The sequence below is a fragment of the Dietzia sp. CH92 genome (genome assembly GCF_032248695.1).
Lineage (GTDB): Bacteria > Actinomycetota > Actinomycetes > Mycobacteriales > Mycobacteriaceae > Dietzia.
In genome coordinates this window covers 16451-33017 of the sequence record NZ_JAVHXC010000011.1, presented here as the reverse complement: position 1 = coordinate 33017, position 16567 = coordinate 16451, and the positions used below count along the sequence as shown (strand labels likewise).

13 protein-coding genes and 1 pseudogene are annotated in these 16567 nt (G+C 73.7%); 9 read left to right on the top strand and 5 right to left on the bottom strand.

All coding sequences use genetic code 11. The features are described from left to right. Positions 1–47 precede the first annotated feature (47 nt). The gene (locus RWK90_RS16715) at positions 48–1304 is read left to right on the top strand and encodes a polysaccharide biosynthesis protein (RefSeq protein ID WP_314038754.1); all 1257 of its coding nucleotides are present in this window, start codon (positions 48–50) and stop codon (positions 1302–1304) included. A gap of 372 nt (positions 1305–1676) precedes the next feature. Here RWK90_RS16715 and RWK90_RS16710 read toward each other — a convergent pair whose 3' ends face one another. Next, positions 1677–3011: a DUF3068 domain-containing protein gene (locus RWK90_RS16710; protein WP_314038753.1), complete on the bottom strand. Its 1335-nt coding sequence runs from the start codon at positions 3009–3011 to the stop codon at positions 1677–1679. 104 nt (positions 3012–3115) lie between these two features. Between RWK90_RS16710 and RWK90_RS16705 the strand changes: the two genes are divergently transcribed. Continuing rightward, positions 3116–4354: an acyltransferase gene (locus tag RWK90_RS16705; RefSeq protein ID WP_314038752.1), complete on the top strand. Its 1239-nt coding sequence runs from the start codon at positions 3116–3118 to the stop codon at positions 4352–4354. Positions 4355–6573: 2219 nt separating this feature from the next. Here the strand turns inward: RWK90_RS16705 and RWK90_RS16700 are convergent. Both RWK90_RS16700 and RWK90_RS16695 read right to left on the bottom strand, forming a co-directional pair. Next, positions 6574–8790: pseudogene (locus tag RWK90_RS16700) on the bottom strand (alpha-(1->3)-arabinofuranosyltransferase family protein); the annotation flags it as partial. A 41-nt stretch (positions 8791–8831) separates the two neighbouring features. Continuing rightward, entirely contained in the window at positions 8832–9020 is a 189-nt protein-coding gene (locus RWK90_RS16695; RefSeq protein ID WP_396230354.1) for a DUF2613 domain-containing protein, read from the bottom strand. Between the two features lie 154 nt (positions 9021–9174). On the opposite strand from RWK90_RS16695, the gene RWK90_RS16690 reads away from it, so the two are divergent. The 3 genes from RWK90_RS16690 (at position 9175) to RWK90_RS16680 (ending at position 12813) form a co-directional block, all read left to right on the top strand. Beyond that, positions 9175–9801, top strand: coding sequence for a TetR/AcrR family transcriptional regulator (locus RWK90_RS16690; RefSeq protein ID WP_314038751.1), 627 nt, complete (start codon positions 9175–9177; stop codon positions 9799–9801). After that, a complete protein-coding gene (locus tag RWK90_RS16685; RefSeq protein WP_314038750.1) occupies positions 9798–11675 on the top strand; it encodes a long-chain-acyl-CoA synthetase in 1878 nt (625 codons plus the stop codon). The genes RWK90_RS16690 and RWK90_RS16685 overlap by 4 nt, the downstream gene beginning before the upstream one ends. Positions 11676–11772: 97 nt before the next feature. Then, a complete protein-coding gene (locus RWK90_RS16680; RefSeq protein WP_314038749.1) occupies positions 11773–12813 on the top strand; it encodes an alpha/beta hydrolase in 1041 nt (346 codons plus the stop codon). Between the two features lie 42 nt (positions 12814–12855). On the opposite strand, the gene RWK90_RS16675 is transcribed toward RWK90_RS16680, so the two are convergent. After that, positions 12856–13326, bottom strand: a complete 471-nt coding sequence (locus RWK90_RS16675; protein WP_314038748.1) for a nuclear transport factor 2 family protein — start codon at positions 13324–13326, stop codon at positions 12856–12858. Beyond that, positions 13323–14534, bottom strand: a complete 1212-nt coding sequence (gene argJ, locus RWK90_RS16670) for a bifunctional glutamate N-acetyltransferase/amino-acid acetyltransferase ArgJ (RefSeq protein WP_314038747.1) — start codon at positions 14532–14534, stop codon at positions 13323–13325. Before argJ ends, RWK90_RS16675 begins: the two co-directional genes overlap by 4 nt. A gap of 177 nt (positions 14535–14711) precedes the next feature. On the opposite strand from argJ, the gene RWK90_RS16665 reads away from it, so the two are divergent. The 4 genes from RWK90_RS16665 to RWK90_RS16650 all read left to right on the top strand — a co-directional run bounded on the left by RWK90_RS16665 (position 14712) and on the right by RWK90_RS16650 (position 16536). Further along, the gene (locus tag RWK90_RS16665; RefSeq protein WP_314038746.1) at positions 14712–14855 is read left to right on the top strand and encodes a hypothetical protein; all 144 of its coding nucleotides are present in this window, start codon (positions 14712–14714) and stop codon (positions 14853–14855) included. A gap of 372 nt (positions 14856–15227) precedes the next feature. Continuing rightward, a complete protein-coding gene (locus tag RWK90_RS16660) occupies positions 15228–15389 on the top strand; it encodes a hypothetical protein (RefSeq protein ID WP_314038745.1) in 162 nt (53 codons plus the stop codon). A 346-nt stretch (positions 15390–15735) separates the two neighbouring features. Further along, positions 15736–15894, top strand: a complete 159-nt coding sequence (locus tag RWK90_RS16655; protein ID WP_314038744.1) for a hypothetical protein — start codon at positions 15736–15738, stop codon at positions 15892–15894. Positions 15895–16074: 180 nt separating this feature from the next. After that, entirely contained in the window at positions 16075–16536 is a 462-nt protein-coding gene (locus RWK90_RS16650; protein ID WP_314038743.1) for an SRPBCC family protein, read from the top strand. Positions 16537–16567: the final 31 nt, after the last annotated feature.

Genomic DNA, 16567 nt, shown 5'->3' with positions numbered 1-16567 from the left:
CCCGGCCCACGGGAGAGGCCGCAGGACGGCCCCCTACGATCTCGGATGTGGACCCACAGGCGCGCGAGGCGGCACCCGGCTCCGCCGCCAGGCGCGTCCTGACCGGTGCGGGCGCGGTCACGGCCGGGTCGATGCTGGCCAACATCGCCGCCTACCTCCTGCATCTCCCGGCCTCCCGGTGGCTCGGCCCCGAGGGCTACGGCGCGTTCGCCGCCCTGCTCTCCGCGCAGCTGCTGGTGGCCGTGCCCTCCCTGGCGCTGCAGGCGGTGGTGGCCCGCGAGCACGTCCGGGGTGTCCCCCACGACGTCCTGCGCGCGCTCGGCAGGCGGGTGGCGCTGCTGGTCGCGGTGGTCGCGGCGCTGGCCGTGGTCCCCGTGTCCCTGCTGCTCGACACCCCGGGGTGGGCCACGGCCGCCGCGTTGGCCCCCGGCCCGGTGCTGTGTCTGCTCGCCACCGAGCAGGGGCTGCTGCAGGGCGCCGAGCGGTTCCGGGCGCTGGGTGTGGTGCTCGCCCTGGCCGGCGCGGGCAAGGTCGCGCCCGCCGTCGCGGTACTCGCCGCGGGCGGCGGGGTCGGACCCGCACTCGCCGCCGGGGCCGTGGGCGTGGGCGTGGCCTGGCTCGTGGCCGCGCGGGTGACGTCCGGGCCCGCGGCGCCCCGGTCCCGCATGGAAATGCCCGGGGCAGGGACTAGCGGGGCGGGGACTCCCGGGGCGGTTCTGACCTCCCCCGGCGTGGCCGCCGTGCTCGCCGCCGGGCAGGTGCAGCTGGTGATGATGGCGCTCACCTCGGTCGACCTGCTCCTCGCCCGAGCGCTGCTGACCCCGGAGGACGCGGGCCGCTACGCGCTGGGGGCGGTCGCCGCGAAGGCCGCGTTCTGGCTCCCGCAGGCCGTCGGCACGGTGCTCTACCCGCGCATGGCCGATCCGGCCGGACACCGGGGTGCCGTCCGCTCGGCGCTGGCCGTGCTGCTGGGCATCGGCGCGGTCGTCGTGATCGGGGCCGCCGTGGCCGCGCCGCTGGTGCCGGCGGTCGTCGGCGAGGACTACCGGCCGGTCGCCGGGCTCCTCTGGGCGTTCGCCGCGCTCGGCGTGACGCTGAGCGTCCTGCAGGCGTTCCTGCTGGCCACCATCGCCTCCGACCGGACCGTCGAGGCCGGGATCGCATGGTGCGGCTTGGCGCTCACCGCCGTCGCGGTGTGGTTCGCCCCCCGCGAGGTCGAGGGCGTTCTTGCGGCGACGCTCATCGCCGTCGCCGTCACCACGGTCACGGCCGGCTGGCGCGCGCTCCGGTCGCGGCTGGCCTGAGGCGCGGACGCTGGGCGGGCGTGGGGCGGACCCGCGCCACGCCCGCCGAGCCACCCCAGCCGGCCCACGCCACCCATCCCGTTCCGATTCACCTGCGGGACCCCATAGGTGGAGCGTGATCCGATAGGCGGCGCGCGATCCGTTAGGCGGCGCGGCTGCCGGGGCGGGGCTGTCGAGGCTGGCCTCGGCTTCGCGGCGCGCGATCCGAGGGGCAGATCGCAAGAACCGGTCGGCTGCGCGGCGGTCGCGGGTCCACCACCCGACGAGAAGAGCGTCCCGCACACGCCCTCTCGGGTGAGGTGTGCGGAACGCTCTTGTCGATGATCCGGGGCAGGCACCCCGGCGGGGCGGGCACCCCGGCGGGCTCGGGGGTCAGGCGCGGGCGGCGCGACCCCCGGTGTCGACTCGACCCCCGCGGCCACCGCGGCCGCGCAGCCCCAGCACGATGCCGCCGATGAGCGAGATCAGGCCGAGGATGCCCAGCACGGCCGGCACGACGCGGCCGAAGGTGTTGAGCGTGTCGGCGCTGTCCTGCGCGCCGGCGAGAGTCGTCTGCTGCGTCTCCTCGTTCCAGCCGGACTGGAAGCGGACGGCCGTGCGGGTGGGCTCGGAGCGCTCCTCCTCGAGGCGGGCCTTGTCGTTGAAGAACGCCTCGGCCTCGGCCTGGTCCTCGGCGAAGAACTGGAAGATGTCCTCCTTGCCGTTGACGATCTGCCCGGTGGCCGGGTTCACCCACACCGTGCGGGTGTTGGTGTAGAAGCGGCGCATGTCGACCTCGCGCTCGGGGTCGCCCGCGAGGCCCCACTGGCCCGCGGTCATGCCCTCGCGGCGGTAGCTGGCCAGCACCGACTCCACGGCGGGGTCGTAGCCGTCGGAGATGGAGGCGAAGTGGTCGCGGATCGAGGACCACATGTCGATCGGGCCGAGGTCCTGGCGGAACTCGTAGGCGTCGATGCCGCCGACGGTGGTCTCGCCGACGAACTCGATCGGGTTGGTGGTGAAGGTGCTGGCGTCGAAGTAGTCGTAGGCCCGCTGCTCGGTGTCGAACGGGAACTTGTACTGCAGCCCTTCGCGGACGAAACCGGTGGGGGCGCTGTCGTCGCCGGCACCGGCGACGACCTGCAGGGTGCTGGTGGCCTCGTCGGTCGGCATCGCGGTGACGCGGTCGACGGTGACGCGGTCGACGGTGGCGTTGACCAGGCCCTCGACGTCGTCGCCGCCGGTCTTGTCCTCGCGCATCAGCGACTGCGCGGCCTGCATGGTGATGACGTCGGAATCGGACGGCTCCACGGCCTGGACCCGGCGCTGGGAGTACAGCGGGATGTCGTTGTCGATGAAGCAGGTGACGGGGAACTGGACGTCGGAGTCGTCGGCCTCGGGACCGTCCTGGGTCTCGGCGGGGCCACCCTCGGCGGGCGCGCCCTCCTCACCCTCACCGGCGGCGGGGGCCTCGGGCGCCCGGCACTCGGGACGATCGGCGTTGAGGTCGGTGGGGGTGTTGGACGCCAGCGCGGCGCCGACGAGGACCGCTCCCGGCACGGTCTCGGTGACGGTGGTGGAGTTGATGTCCAGCGGCGTCTTCTTCTGCGCCGGCACCACGAAGAACACGAGGGCCAAAGCCAGGGTGATGAGGAACGCGCCGAGCCCGACGAGGACCAGTGCGGGTACCGACGACCTCCGTCCGGCCGAACTGCTCTGACGTGCCATCGTCTGGTCCTCCTGGTGTCGCGCCCTGGGTCCGCCGGGTTACTCCCCGGTAGCCACCGGGGTGCCTGCCCGGCCGGACCATCATCAGGAGAAGATTAACAGTGATGAAGAACGCATTCGGTACCCCCGACCACCGAGTCGGGACTCTGCCCTCCGCGACCGGTTTCGCCCCGGCGCTCGAGGGATTGCGCGCGGTGGCCGCGTTCGCGGTCCTCACGACGCACGTGGCGTTCCAGACCGGCTCGTCCACCGGGTCGTTCGTCCACCGGGTGTGGGGCCGGTTCGACCTGTCCGTGGCGGTCTTCTTCGCCCTGTCCGGGTTCCTGCTGTGGCGGGCCCACGCCCTGCACGCGCGCCTCGGCGAACCGGGCACGGCGCGCCCGGCGCGGGAGTATCTGCGCTCGCGGCTGGTGCGGATCATGCCCGCGTACCTCGTCGTGGCCGGCGCGGTCTTCCTGCTGATCCCGCAGAACGCCCGCGCCTCGGTGGCCACATGGACGTCCAACCTGACGCTCACGCAGGTGTTCGTCCCCGATTCGCTGGTCGAGGGGCTCACGCACGCGTGGTCGTTGTCGGTGGAGATGAGCTTCTATCTGGTGCTGCCGCTGCTGTGGTGGGCGCTCGTGCGGCTCCGCGGGGGGCGGGCGCGGTGGCGCATCCCGGCGATCGCGGCGGTGGGGGTGGCGAGCCTGGGGTGGGCGCTCGTGCCGTGGTACGAGCTCGGACTGCCCGAGCGGGTCAACGACCAGATCCTGCCGCCGGCGTTCGCGTCGTGGTTCGCGGCGGGGATGATCCTCGCCGAGCTGGCCGCCGCGCCGCCGGGCCGGGTCGCGGCCCTGGCCCGGCATGCGCGGGCGCGGTGGGCGTGGTGGGCCGTCGCGGCCGCGGCGTTCGTGGCCACGACGGTCCCGGAGTGGTTCACCGAGGGCTTCGTCCACCCGTCGGGCCCCGAGTTCGCCGCCCGTACCGGACTGGGCGCCGTGGTGGCGTTCTGCCTGCTCGCGCCGGTGGCGTTGTCGCCGGACCGGGAGCGCTTCGCGGTGCTCGGGTCGGCCGTCATGACCACGGTGGGCCGGTGGTCGTACGGGGTGTTCCTGTGGCACGTGCTGGTGCTGCACTTCGCGTTCCAGATCGCGGCGGTGCCGATGTTCTCGGGCCGGATGCTCACGATCTGGCTGGTCACCGCGGTGATCTCGACGGTGGTGGCGGCGGTCGGCTACGCGCTGGTGGAGGTGCCGTCCCAGCGGTGGCTGGCGCCGCGGCGGGCGCCGCGTGGGCGTCCGGCGGACGGCCAGCTCGCCGCGAGCCCGGCGCAGACGAGTCCGGCGACCGTCGCGACCTGAGGGGCGAGGGTGTCCCCGGCGTAGCCGAGCGGGTCGGGCCACGGGGCGCGGGCGAGGAGGGCGGCGCCGGCGACGATCCCCACCCCGGATCCGGCGACGAGCAGTCGCCGCGCGCGTCCGGCGCCGAGGTGTCGACTCGCGACGAGCGCGCCGCCGGTGAGGACCGCGGTCACCGCGAGTCCGACGGGCCCGGCGAGCAGGTAGGAGGCCGCGGCGGTCGCGCCGGCGGTGACCGCCCCGCGGCCGCGCCACGGGGTGGCGCGGGTCCCGGCGCGGTCCCGGTGACCGGGCGCGAGGAACAGCAGCAGGACCAGCAGCAACGCGGCGGGGCCGGTGAGCAGTGCCCACCGGTACGGCGCGTCGAGCGGGACGGTGAGCACGAGGGTGGCGCCGGTCGTGGCGGCGGGCAGCACCCAGCCCTGTTTCCACCCGTCGACCGTGACGGGGCGGGGGTCGGCGAGGGCGGTGCCGTCGTCGGCGACCAGGCGTGCGTGCCACGCCGGCGAGACCGATTCGGGGACCACCAGCACGCGCTCGCGCGGGGCGGCGGGCACGTGCAATTCGCGGCGGGCGTCGTCCCACCGCGCGGTGGTGACGGCGCGGGTGGGCTGGGGTGCGCCGCCGAGCACGGGGACGCCGCGGGAGCCGTCGGCGCCGCCGTCGGTGGTCCCGCCGGCGGGGTCGACGACGACGAGGCCCACCGTGTCGACCGAGAACGCCTCCCCCGGCTCGACGGAGACCTCCTGCGGTCCCGCCGGGAGCGGGAGCGGGGTGTCGTCACACAGCTCGGCCGGGACGGCGCGGCCCTCGAGCAGGGCCCGGCGGGAGGCGGTGATCCTCGTGCGGACGATCCGGTCGCCGATGTGGATCCGGGGCCCGTCCTGGCAGGTCAGGGTGACGGGGTCGTCGTCGGCGGCGGGCAGTGCGCCGATCCGGGCGCCGGAGTCGTCCTGCACCCATGCCTCGGCGATCCCGGCGGGCACCGGCGCCCCGGCCGGGGTGCGGACGTCGCGGGTGCTGTCGACCCGGACGGTGACGCGGTCGGTGTGGTCGGGGGGGAGGTCGACGACGACGGAGCCGTCCTCGTCGGGCGTGAGCGTGGCGAGGTCGACGCGCGTGCGCTGGACGCCGGTGTCGATCGTGAGGACCCGCGGCGCGGCGGGGGCGTCCGCGCGGGGCGCCCACAGGCGCAGCGATCCGACGAGGTGCCGGCCGGGCAGGCGCAGTTCGAGCGACGGTGACGGCCCGTCGGGGGCGTGCCAGCTCGTCGAGCGGTCGCCGTCGACGGCCGCGGACGGCGCGCCGGCGGGGTCGGTGACGAGGGACTCGCCCACGGCGCGGACCTGCCGGAACCGGGAGGCGGGGTCGCCGCGCAAGACGTCGTCGAGGGCTCCGCCGGGGCGCGGGCGGACGAGCAACCGCGGGGTGACGGCGGTGTCGGCGGGCACGTCGAGCAGGCGGGCGAACCGACCGGGCTCCTCGGGGGCGATCGCCAGCTCGGGGGCGCACCGGGCCGCGCCCGTGCTCTCCTCGGCGCCGGCGAGTCCCTCGACGGGGCTGCCGCCGTGGACGCAGTCGGCCCGGCCGGCGAGCTCCTGTCGCAGCAGCCACCCCGACAGGGCGGGCCCGCCCTCGGACCGCTCGGGCAGGGCGATGGTGCGCAGCAGGGGGACGTCCTCCCCCGCACTGGTCAGGCCGAGCTCCGAGACCTCGAAGTAGGTGCCGCGGCCGCCGTCCGCGACGCCGGTGGCGGTGACCCGCACGCGTCCGGTGGGGCCGGGCGGCAGCGCGACGGTCGTCTCCTCGCCGGCCCGCGGGTACACGGTCGTCGTGCCGGTGTCGGTACGGACCTCGAGCGCGGTGACCTGCGGCCCGACGGCCGGGGCGGGGACGGTCAGCCGCAGGACGGCGCGGTCGACGGGCTCGGTCAGGTCGACCTGGATCCACTCGCCGAACGCCGAGCCGTACCCGCCCGAGCGCCACGCGGTGTCCGGGTCGCCGTCCACGACCGCGGCCACGGAGTGCGAGGGCCGCACGGGCCCGGTCTGCGCGGAGTCGGCCGCCGAGGACGACACGCTCACGCGGGCGTCCCACCAGCGCGCCCGGGTGCGCTCCGGCTCGTCGCCGGAGACGGTGGCCGGGTAGTCGGGGACCGTGCCGCGGCTGCGCCGGGGGTCGCCCTCGGCGCGGACGGCGGACGAGTGGTGGTCCAGGCGCCCGAAGTCGGTCTCGCGGTCGGTCGGGGAGTCGGTGAGCACCGGCGCGGTGGAGGCCAGGGGTCGGGGTCGGGGGAACGGGTCGGACGCCGGGTCCACCCCCGCCGCGCGGGCGTCGGCCTCGAGCAGTCGCGTCACGCGCGGCGGCGACCCGATGGTGTCCTGCTCGGCGAGCAGGTCGTCGAGCCGGGACAGCGCCTCCGGCCCGCCGGCGACCACCGGCAGGTCGCGTACCTCCACCGTGTACGGGGCGGTGGCCGACCGGGGAGGCCCGGGCGACGCGGCGTCCGATCCCAGCCGGGAGTCGACCCGGTAGATCTCGATCGCCGGATAGGCCGGCCGCAGCCCGGAATCCGGGACGACGACCACCTCGTCGTCGTCGTCGTTGTCGTCGTCGGTGTTGCTGTCGTCGTTCCTCGCCCCGGCGTCCCCGCCCGCGGCGGCCCCTCCCCCGGCGGCGACCGGGTCGCCGAACTCGGCGACCTTCACCAGCCCGGGCGAGCCGTCGACGGCCTGGTGGACCAGGGCCGGGCGCGGCGCGGCGGAGTCCACCGACAGGTCGTTGCGCACCACCAGGTACCCGATGCCCAGCGAGGCCAGGGTGGCCGCCATGCCCGGCGCGGCGCGGCCGTCGGCGAGGCGGCGCTGCACGGCGTCGAGGGCGCGGATCGCGGGCGCGGGCTGGAGCGGCACGGAATCCCGCACCGCCCACGGGGTCTCGGCCAGCGGCTGGAGGGGCTCGTCACGCGTGACCCCCCACACCTGACGACCGAACGAGGCGCCGGGGACCACGAGCGCGCGGGTCGTGGCCGCCGGGTCCCGCTCCTCGGTGCCCGGCCTGGCCACCGGCGCGTTCTCCGACAGCCACGCCGCGGCCTGCGGCCAGTGGTCCGGCATCGCCGCGTGGGAGCCCACCGGCGCGAGGCGGCCCAGCCACGCCGGCGCCACCGACACCCCCGCCGCGAGGGCCACGACCAGCGCCACCGCCACGGTGCGGTCCCGCTCGGGGTGGGCCAACGCCTGCGCCGCGCGCCCGCGGTCGAGGCGACCGCCGACCGCGCCGACGGTGACCCCGGCGAGCAGGCGCGAGAGCAGATGCGCCACGCCCAGGACCAGCGGCAGGCGCAGCAGGGGTTCGAACTTGTGGACGTTGCGCAGCGGGGCACCCGCCCCGTCGAGCACCACGCGCACCGACTCGGCGAGCCCACCGCCGGCCGGCCCGACCCACGCCGCCGACATCGCCACGAGCCCCACGGCGGCGATCCCCAGCAGCCGCCCGCGCGCGGGCATCCCCCGCAGCACTAACCCCACCACGCCGGCCGCGGCGAGCACCCCGGTGGCCAGGACGAACGCGGGCTCGCTGGTGAGATCCGCGCCGGCGGTGCGGTCGGTGGACACGAACGGCACCCACGTCGACGCCCCGCGCAGCACCTCGGTGACCGACGCCCACCGGGTCGTCACCTCCGCCGACTCGATGAAGTCGAGGAACGGCGGCGAGACCCGCCCGAGCAGCACCAACGGCACCGCCCACCACACGCACACCGCCGCGGACAGCGGCAGCCACCACGCGGCCAGGCGCCCCCACGTCCGGCCCGGCCGGTGCATCGCCCACCACAGCACCGCCGGCAGGCAGGCCGCGGCCGTCGCGACGGCGTTGACCGCACCCATCAGCGCCAACGCGAGCGCGGCGCCCGCCCCGCCGCGGCGCGGGGACATCCGGCCCTGCAGCACCCGGATGACCGGCAACAGCACCCACGGCGCCAGCGCGACCGGCCAGATCTCCGACGAGATCGACCCCAGATCGCCGAGCATGCGCGGCGCGAGGGCGTACAGGACCCCGGCGACCGCGCGGGTGCGGCGGCTGCCGATCCGCAGGGCGGCCGCGACCCGCACCACGCCCACGTACGCCACGGTGAGCACCACCGCCCACCACAGGCGCTGGGTGAGCCACGCGGGCATGCCGATCAGGTCGGACACCGCGAAGAAGGGGCCCTGGGGGAAGAGGTAGCCGTAGGCCTGGTTCTGGACCTGGCCTGCGAAGGACAGGCCCGTCCACAGGTGGGTGGCCTGGGCGAGGAAGCGGCCCGGGGCCTCGACGAGATCGTATTTGGTGTCCGGGGCGATCAGACCCGGGGACTGCAGGCAGGCCAGCAGCAGGAAGGCGAGGAACGCGACGACCGCGTCACGCGCACCGGCGCCGAGACGGACCCCGCGGATCACCTACGCCGGCGCCGAAGGACGTCTACAGGGACGGCGCGAGGTCAGCGCGCGCCGTACTCGACCTGGCCGAGCAGGGCCTGGTCGGCGGGCGGCTGGGCGACCTCGGGGATGGAGTTCTCGGCCATCGCGGTGCTGACCCCGAACGCGACGATTCCGCCGAGGACGATTCCGCCGACTGCGCTGGCGAGCGCTCCGGTGCCGAAGCTCATCGTGGTCTCCCTGGGGTTCACGTGACAGTGGGTGTCCGGCGGTGCAGCAGAGCACTCCGACGCCGGAAGCCTAACACCCGACGGGTGCCGGATCCGGGTAGCGGCTCCCACAAGTCCTTACCGACGGGTAAGTTGGGTGTGGCACATGACACCGCGACCCGCCGGGAGGAGACCTGTGACGACGGGGACCAAACGCATCCCACGTGCGATCCGCGAGCAGCAGATGCTCGACTCCGCGATCAGCGTGTTCTCCGACCTCGGCTACCGGTCCGCGTCGATGGACACCATCGCCCGCCACGCCAGTATCTCCAAGCCGATGCTGTACCTGTACTACGGATCCAAGGAGGAACTGTTCGCGGCGTGCGTGGTCCGCGAGTCCGGCCGCCTCATCGAACACCTCACCGCCGCCGCCACCGGCAGCGCCGGCCCGCGCCGCCGGCTCGAGGCCGTGGTCCAGGCGTTCCTGGAGTTCGTCGACACCCACGCGGACTCGTGGAATGTGGTCTACCGTCAGGCATTCGCCGAACCCCAGTTCAGGGAGGAGGTCGAGAAGACCCGCACGGTCCTGGTGGACCTCACCACCGACCTGCTCGCGCAGAACGCGGGGGACCAGCGCAGCCGCGAGGTGCTCGAGGTGGTCGCCACCGCCCTCGTCGGGGCCGGCGAGGCGGTCGCGGACCGTGTCGCCCACCGCGCGATCCCCACGTCGGTGGCCGCCGCCGTCGTCGTCGAGCTCGCCTGGCGCGGCCTCGCGGGCGATCCGGCCAAGTCACTCACCACGCCCACAGAGGAGAAGTCGTGACCGACAAGACCACCGCCACCGGCCGCCGGTCCGAGGGCGCCCGCACGCTCACCCCGGTCGACCTCGCCCGCGGCCTGCCCTCCCTGGCCGCCGACCTGCCATCCGTCCTCAACGGCCTCCGGATCGTGCGGACCTCCCGCAGCAGCGACAAGGTGTCCATCGGTCGCCGGTTCCAGAAGCTCGCCGCCGCCCGCCCCGACGCGCCGTTCCTCAAGTTCTGCGACACCGTGCTCTCCTACGGCGAGGCCAACCGTCGCGCGAACCGGGTCGCCGAGGTCCTCAGGGCCCGCGGTGTGAAGCGCGGCGACACCGTCGGCATCTGCATGGGCAACCGCACCGAGGTCCTGCTCGCGATCCTCGGCGCCGTCAAGGTCGGCGCCTCAGTGGGCCTGCTCAACCACCACCAGCGCGGCGAGGTGCTCGACCACTCGCAGAAGATCCTCGAGTCGAAGATCGTCCTGGTGGGCGCCGAGTGCGCCGAGGCCGTGCAGTCCGTGCCGCGGGAGAACTGGATCGGGGAGCTGATCGCCGTCTCCTCCGAGGTGGACCTGCCGTTCCGCGACTTCACCGCCGGCCACCGCCCGGAGGAACTGTCCGACCTGACGTGGCTCGAGGACGAGCTCGCGGCCCTCGGCGACGAGGTCGGGGACGTCAACCCGCCCGAGGCCGACGAGACGGTCGGCTCCGAGACCGCGTACTACATCTTCACCTCGGGCACGACCGGCCTGCCCAAGGCCTCGACCATGTCCCACTACCGGTGGAACAAGGCGATGGCCGGGTTCGGCCTGTCCGGCGTGCGGCTGAAGAAGGACGACGTCCTGCTCAGCCCCCTGCCGATGTACCACAACAACGCCCTCACGGTGGCCCTCGGCTGCGTGCTCGCCTCCGGGGCGTGCCTGGCGATCGAGGAGCACTTCTCGGCGTCGAAGTTCTGGGACCAGGCCCGCGAGACCGGGGCGACCGCCGCGATCTACATCGGCGAGATCTGCCGCTACCTGCTCAACCAGGAGCCCGGCCCCGGCGACCGCGACCACTCGATCCGGGTGATGACCGGCAACGGCCTGCGGCCCGAGATCTGGGACGAGTTCACGGAGCGGTTCGGCGTGGGCCGCATCTGCGAGTTCTACGCGGCCAGCGAGTGCAACATCGCGTTCGTCAACGCGTTCAACGTCCCCCGCACCACCGGCTACTGCCCGATGACCTTCGCGATCGTCGAGTACGACCCGGAGACGGGCGAGCCCCTCCGCGGCGACGACGGCCGCCTGCGGAAGGTCGCCACGGGCGAGACCGGCCTGCTCATCAGTGGCATCTCCGACTCCCAGCCCTTCGACGGGTACACCGACAAGGAGGCCACGGAGAAGAAGATCGTCCGCGACGCCTTCCGTGACGGCGACGCGTGGTTCGTCTCGGGTGACCTCATGCTCGACCAGGGCCTCAAGCACGCCTCCTTCGTCGACCGGCTGGGGGACACGTTCCGCTGGAAGGGCGAGAACGTGGCGACCACGGAGGTCGAGGCCGCGATCAGCTCCCGCCCGGAGGTCGACCAGGCGGTCGTCTACGGCGTGGCGGTGCCGGACGCCGACGGCAAGGCCGGCATGGCGGCGATCCGCCTGCACGACAAGTCGGACTTCGACGGCGCGGCCCTGGCCGAGCACCTCCGCGACTCGCTGCCGTCGTACGCGGTGCCGCTGTTCATCCGCCTGTCCGCCGAGCTCGAGCACACGTCCACGTACAAGAGCCGCAAGACCGAACTGCGCGAGCAGGCCTTCGACACCTCGACCTTCGACGACCCGCTCTACGTGCTGTCCAAGGAGAAGGGGTACATCCCGTTCTACGATGGCGCGGAGAACGACGTCGTCGCCGGCACCGTCTGACGCACACCGTCTGATGTACTCAGTCTGAGGCGCACCAGGCTGACCCGGTGCGCACCGGGCCGGTGCCGGCGTCCCCACCAGGAGGTCCCGCCGCCGCATGCCCAGCCGCCCCGTGTCCGGTCGTCGTTCGCCGGGTCGACGTCCCCCGCGCGCCCGGTCCGACCTGTCCCGCCGTTCGCTGCTGGTCGGCCTGTCCGCCGCGCTCGGCGGGGCGGCGGGGTGGGCCCTGACCTCGGTGGTCGCAGGGGGCGACGACGACGAGGACCTCGGCGGCGACAGGAACGCCGACTCCGCGGGCCCGCGTCCCTACGTGCCGCCGGAGGGGGCGGTCCCCGTGCGCGAGCCCCGCCGGTTCTACTACGCCGATCCGGGCGACACGGACGGTCAGTCGTTCGGCGACCTGTACCTGCCCGACTCGGCGAACCCGGCGCTGCCGGTGGTGGTGCTGGTGCACGGTGGGGGCTGGATGGACTCGCTCGGCCTGGCGTACATGGAGAACCAGGCGCGCGATCTGGCGTCGTTCGACGTGGCGGTGTGGAACGTGGAGTACCGGCGGGTGGACTCGGGCGGCGGGTGGCCCACGACGGTGGCCGACGTGTGCGACGCGGTCGATCATCTCGCCGAGGTCTCGGCCCGGGTCGACGGCCGTCTGGACCTGCGGCGCGTCGTGGTGGTGGGCCATTCCGCGGGTGGGCACCTGGCGTTGTGGGTGGCCGGGCGGGCGCGCCTGCCGTCCTCGCTGCCCGGCTCGCGTCCGGTGGTCCCGGTGGCGGGGTGTGTCTCGCTGGCGGGGGTGGCGGACCTGCTCATGGCGGAGCGTGCCGGCGACAGATACGTCCACGACCTGCTCGGCGGCCGTCCCGATGACCGCCGCCAGCGCTATGTCGACGCCTCGCCGGTGACCCATCTGCCGACCGGCGTCCCGGTGGTGTGCGTCCACGGCCGGGAGGACACGGTGGTGAAACCGGAGCAGTCCGAGTCCTACGTGCGGGCGGCGCGCCGGGCGGGCGATCCGGCCCGGGTCTCGCTGGTGCCCGGCGGGCACGACCCGTGGGGCGACATCACCGGGACCGTCTGGCACGACACCCGCGACACGATCCTGGCCATGGCCCGCCGTAGTCCTAACCCGGCGGGCTGAGAGCCCCGGCCGGACACCCCCGGCCGCCGGTGCACGGACCGGTCAGACCCACCCGGTGTCGACCCGGATCCGCTCGAGCCGGCGGTAGGAGATCAGCCATCGCCCGTCCACGCGGCGGTAGCGCTCGTGGTAGTGCCCCCAGCCGTGCAGTAGACGCTCGCGGTCTCCGACGCGCCACCACAGGCGGTCCTCCATCGCCCAGATCCCGCTGGCCGTGGGTTCGCCGGTCTCGGGGTCGGGTCCGGTCGCCTCGAGGATCGGGGTGTGGCCGTGGTGGACGCTGGTCACCGGGCTGGGGCCGTCGAGGGTCGCCCGGATCGCCTCGGTGAGCGCCTCGCGACCCCGCACCTCGGCCGCTCCCCCGCTGGCCGCCCACGACTCGCTCACCACGTCCTCGGTGTGGCACGGGCCGTAGTGCTGCCACTGCTTGGTGTCCATGACGTGCAGGCGGCGGGCGAACACCGTCCGGATCGCCTCCAGGTCCTCGCCGGTGAGGGTGTGGGCGGCGCTCACGTCGTGTAGTCGGCGTTGATGGAGATGTACTCGCGCGTGAGGTCGCAGCCGTAGACCGTGCACGTCCCGTCCGGGGCGCCGCCCTCGACGCCGAGGTCCACGGCGATGGTGACCTCCTCGGCCCGCATGATCTCGGTGAGCCGCTCGAGTTCGGCGTCGCCGGGGAACGCGGGGTAGGTCTCGAGGTCGCCGAAGACGATCCGGACGCGCTCGGGGTCGATGTCGGTGTCGTCGTGGCATTTCCCGATCGCCATGGCGACCCGGCCCCAGTTGGGGTCGGCGCCGTGGACGGCGGTCTTGACCAGCGGGGAGTTGAGGATCGCCTTGGCCACGCGTTTGGCCTGCGCGCGGTCGCGGGCACCGGTGACCTCCACGGTGAGCAGCTTGGTGGCGCCCTCGCCGTCGCGTGCCAGCTGGCGGGTGAGGTCCAGGCAGACGGCCTCGAACGCCTCGCGCAGTTCGACCTCGCCGACGGGGTCGCCCGCGCCACTGGCCAGCGCGATGGCCGTGTCGGAGGTGGAGGTGTCGGTGTCGACCGACAGGCAGTTGAAGGTCTCGTCCACCGCGGCCCTGAACGCCGAGTCCAGCACACCCGGCTCCACTGCGGCATCGGTGAACAGCACGGCGATCATCGTGGCCATGTCCGGCTCGATCATCCCGACACCCTTGGCGATGCCCACGACCTGCGCGGTGCCGCCCGTCGTCGTCGTCACCTCCACCCGCGCGGTCTTGGGATGCGTGTCGGTCGTCATCATCGCGGTGGCCAGGGCGAGGGCGTCGGCGTCGAACTCCGCGTCCGCCAGGCCGTCGAGGTGGGCGCGGAGCTTGTCCATGGGGTAGCGCCGGCCGATGACGCCGGTCGAGGCGATGAGCATCTCCTCGGGCGCGGCGCCGACCGCTCCGGCGGCCCGCTCGAGCACCTCGCGCGCGTCGGCCATGCCCTGCTCGCCGGTGGCGACGTTGGCGTTCTTGGCCACCACCACCACGCCGCGCGCCGTGCCGCCGGCCGCGTTCTCGCGGCTGAGCACGACCGAGGGGCCGGCGAAGAGGGACCGGGTGAACACCGCGGAGGAGGCCGGGGAGGGGCCGTCGGCGACGACGACGAAGACGTCATCCCCCTGCTCGCGCAGTCCCGCGGCCCCCGCGTGCGCGCGGAAGCCCGGCGGGAGCGGGACGGGATCGTGGGCGGGCTGCGTGCGCGAGGTCATGGGTCCATTCTTACTGCCGCCGCCCGGCGCCCGCCGTCACCCCGCGGGAAGTCAGGGATTTCCCTGCGACGCCCGTGTAACACGCGGGCAGGTTTCAGGGATAAACATGTGAGCCACATCACAGTGGAACCCACCGGGCGGCGCACTCGGCGCCGCGCCCAAAGAAAGGACCATCCCATGATCTCCGAGGTTCTCCGCGACTTCGCACGGGCCCTGCGCAACGTCGAGGTCGGCTCCACCGCCGTCGACGAGGGCGCCGACTTCTTCGGCGGGCTGCTCTACCAGGCAGCCCGCTTCATCTCGACCGCCTTCGGCTCCTGATCCGACCCGACCCCGGGCCCCTCACGACCCGGGGCAACCGACGCCGGACCCTCATCCGGCCCCGACCCGCAGCGCCGGCGCCCACCCACGGGCGCCGGCGTCGCGCATTTCCGTGGCGCGCCCCACACCGCTGGGCGCTCCGCACATTGTTCGGCTAAATATGTTGTAGATCACACTATAAAAGCGCGCGCCGCGACGACCTGTTTCGATAAAGATTTCGACGACGTCAACACCGCTCGTCCCGCAGTTTTTTCGTTGATGCCGGGTAACGACTCGAGCTCGGAGCCGGATGTACCCCACGAGTCCGAACGCAGGACTGCACCACGGCAGCGGCGCACCCCGGCGCCGCCCAGAGACGAAAGGATCATTCACATGATCGAGAACATCTTCAACGGCATCCTCGGCTTCTTCAACAGCCTCATCGGCACCGGCTCCACCGCCGCGAACGAGTTCCTCGGCACCGGCTCCACCGCCGCCGGCGAGGTCTACAACACCGTGACCGGCTCGCTCGGCAACGTGGTCGGCTCGCTCTGAGCTGAGTGATCCCGGGCCCCCGGCCCAGATCAACGCAACGACACCGGCGCTCGTCTTCGAACGGGCGCCGGTGTCGTTCATTTAGGCGACCGTCGCGCGACGTTCAGCCCTAGCCACACCACGCTAAATGAGACCTAGATCACATTAAAGACTCCGGCACTCTTCACCTGCGAACCTAAGAGAAATCCTGCCGGCTTCGCCTCGGAAAGCCGCCCCACCGGGTGAAACCGCGGGCCAGGCTCCGTAGCGTTGGGAACCGGATCACGACGAGTCCTCGCGACTGTCGCGATCGTGACGCCAGAACGCGCGGTGCATTCGGTACCGCGCCTGACGAAAGGACCACAACATGGGTTCCATTCAGACTTTCATCCCCGGCCTGGCCTCCGGCTCCGCCGCCGTCTCCACCGGCTCGGACGTCGTTGACTCCGGCGCCGACATCGTCGCGCAGGTGCTCCAGACCATCGGCGGCCTCGTCTCGCAGGTCACCGGCTCCCTCGTTAACTGAGCCGGCGCGCCTCACGGCGCACCGCCCGGGGCCGGCGTGAGCTGACCCCGAGCACTTTGAGACACCGGCCCCCGCTTCGGCGGGGGCCGGTGTCCGCATTTCTCGCTCCTGCCTTGCCCGCGCCCCAGCTCCTCGGTGTCACCCCTCCCCCGACGCAGCCGCCGCCGCTAGGCTCGTGGCATGGAACTCGACCTGTCCCGCCACGTCGCCGCCGACCCCGACACCGTGTGGTCCGTGCTCACCGACATCCCCGAGGCGCCCAGGACGCTCTGCGGGGTGCAGTCGGTCGAGATCCTCACGTCCGGCCCGTACGAGCCCGGTCTGCGCTGGCGCGAGACGCGCAAGATGTTCGGCATGAAGGCGACCGAGGAGATGATGGTGATGGCCTCCGAGCCACCGCGCTCCACCACGATCGTCGCCGAGAACGGCGGCACCGAGTACCGGACCGTCTTCACCATCACTCCGGACGCGGAGGGCGGCTGCACGCTGCGGATGCGCTTCGGCGCCGAGACGACCCACGCGCCCGCCGTCTCCCGCGTCGTGATGGGCCTCATGGGCAAGCTGGCGGAGAAGTCCACGCGCAAGACGATGGAGCAGGACCTGGCCGACATCGCCGCCGAGGCCGAGCGCCGCGCCGGCTGACCCCGCGCTCCTCGTCCCCGCGCTTTTCGAC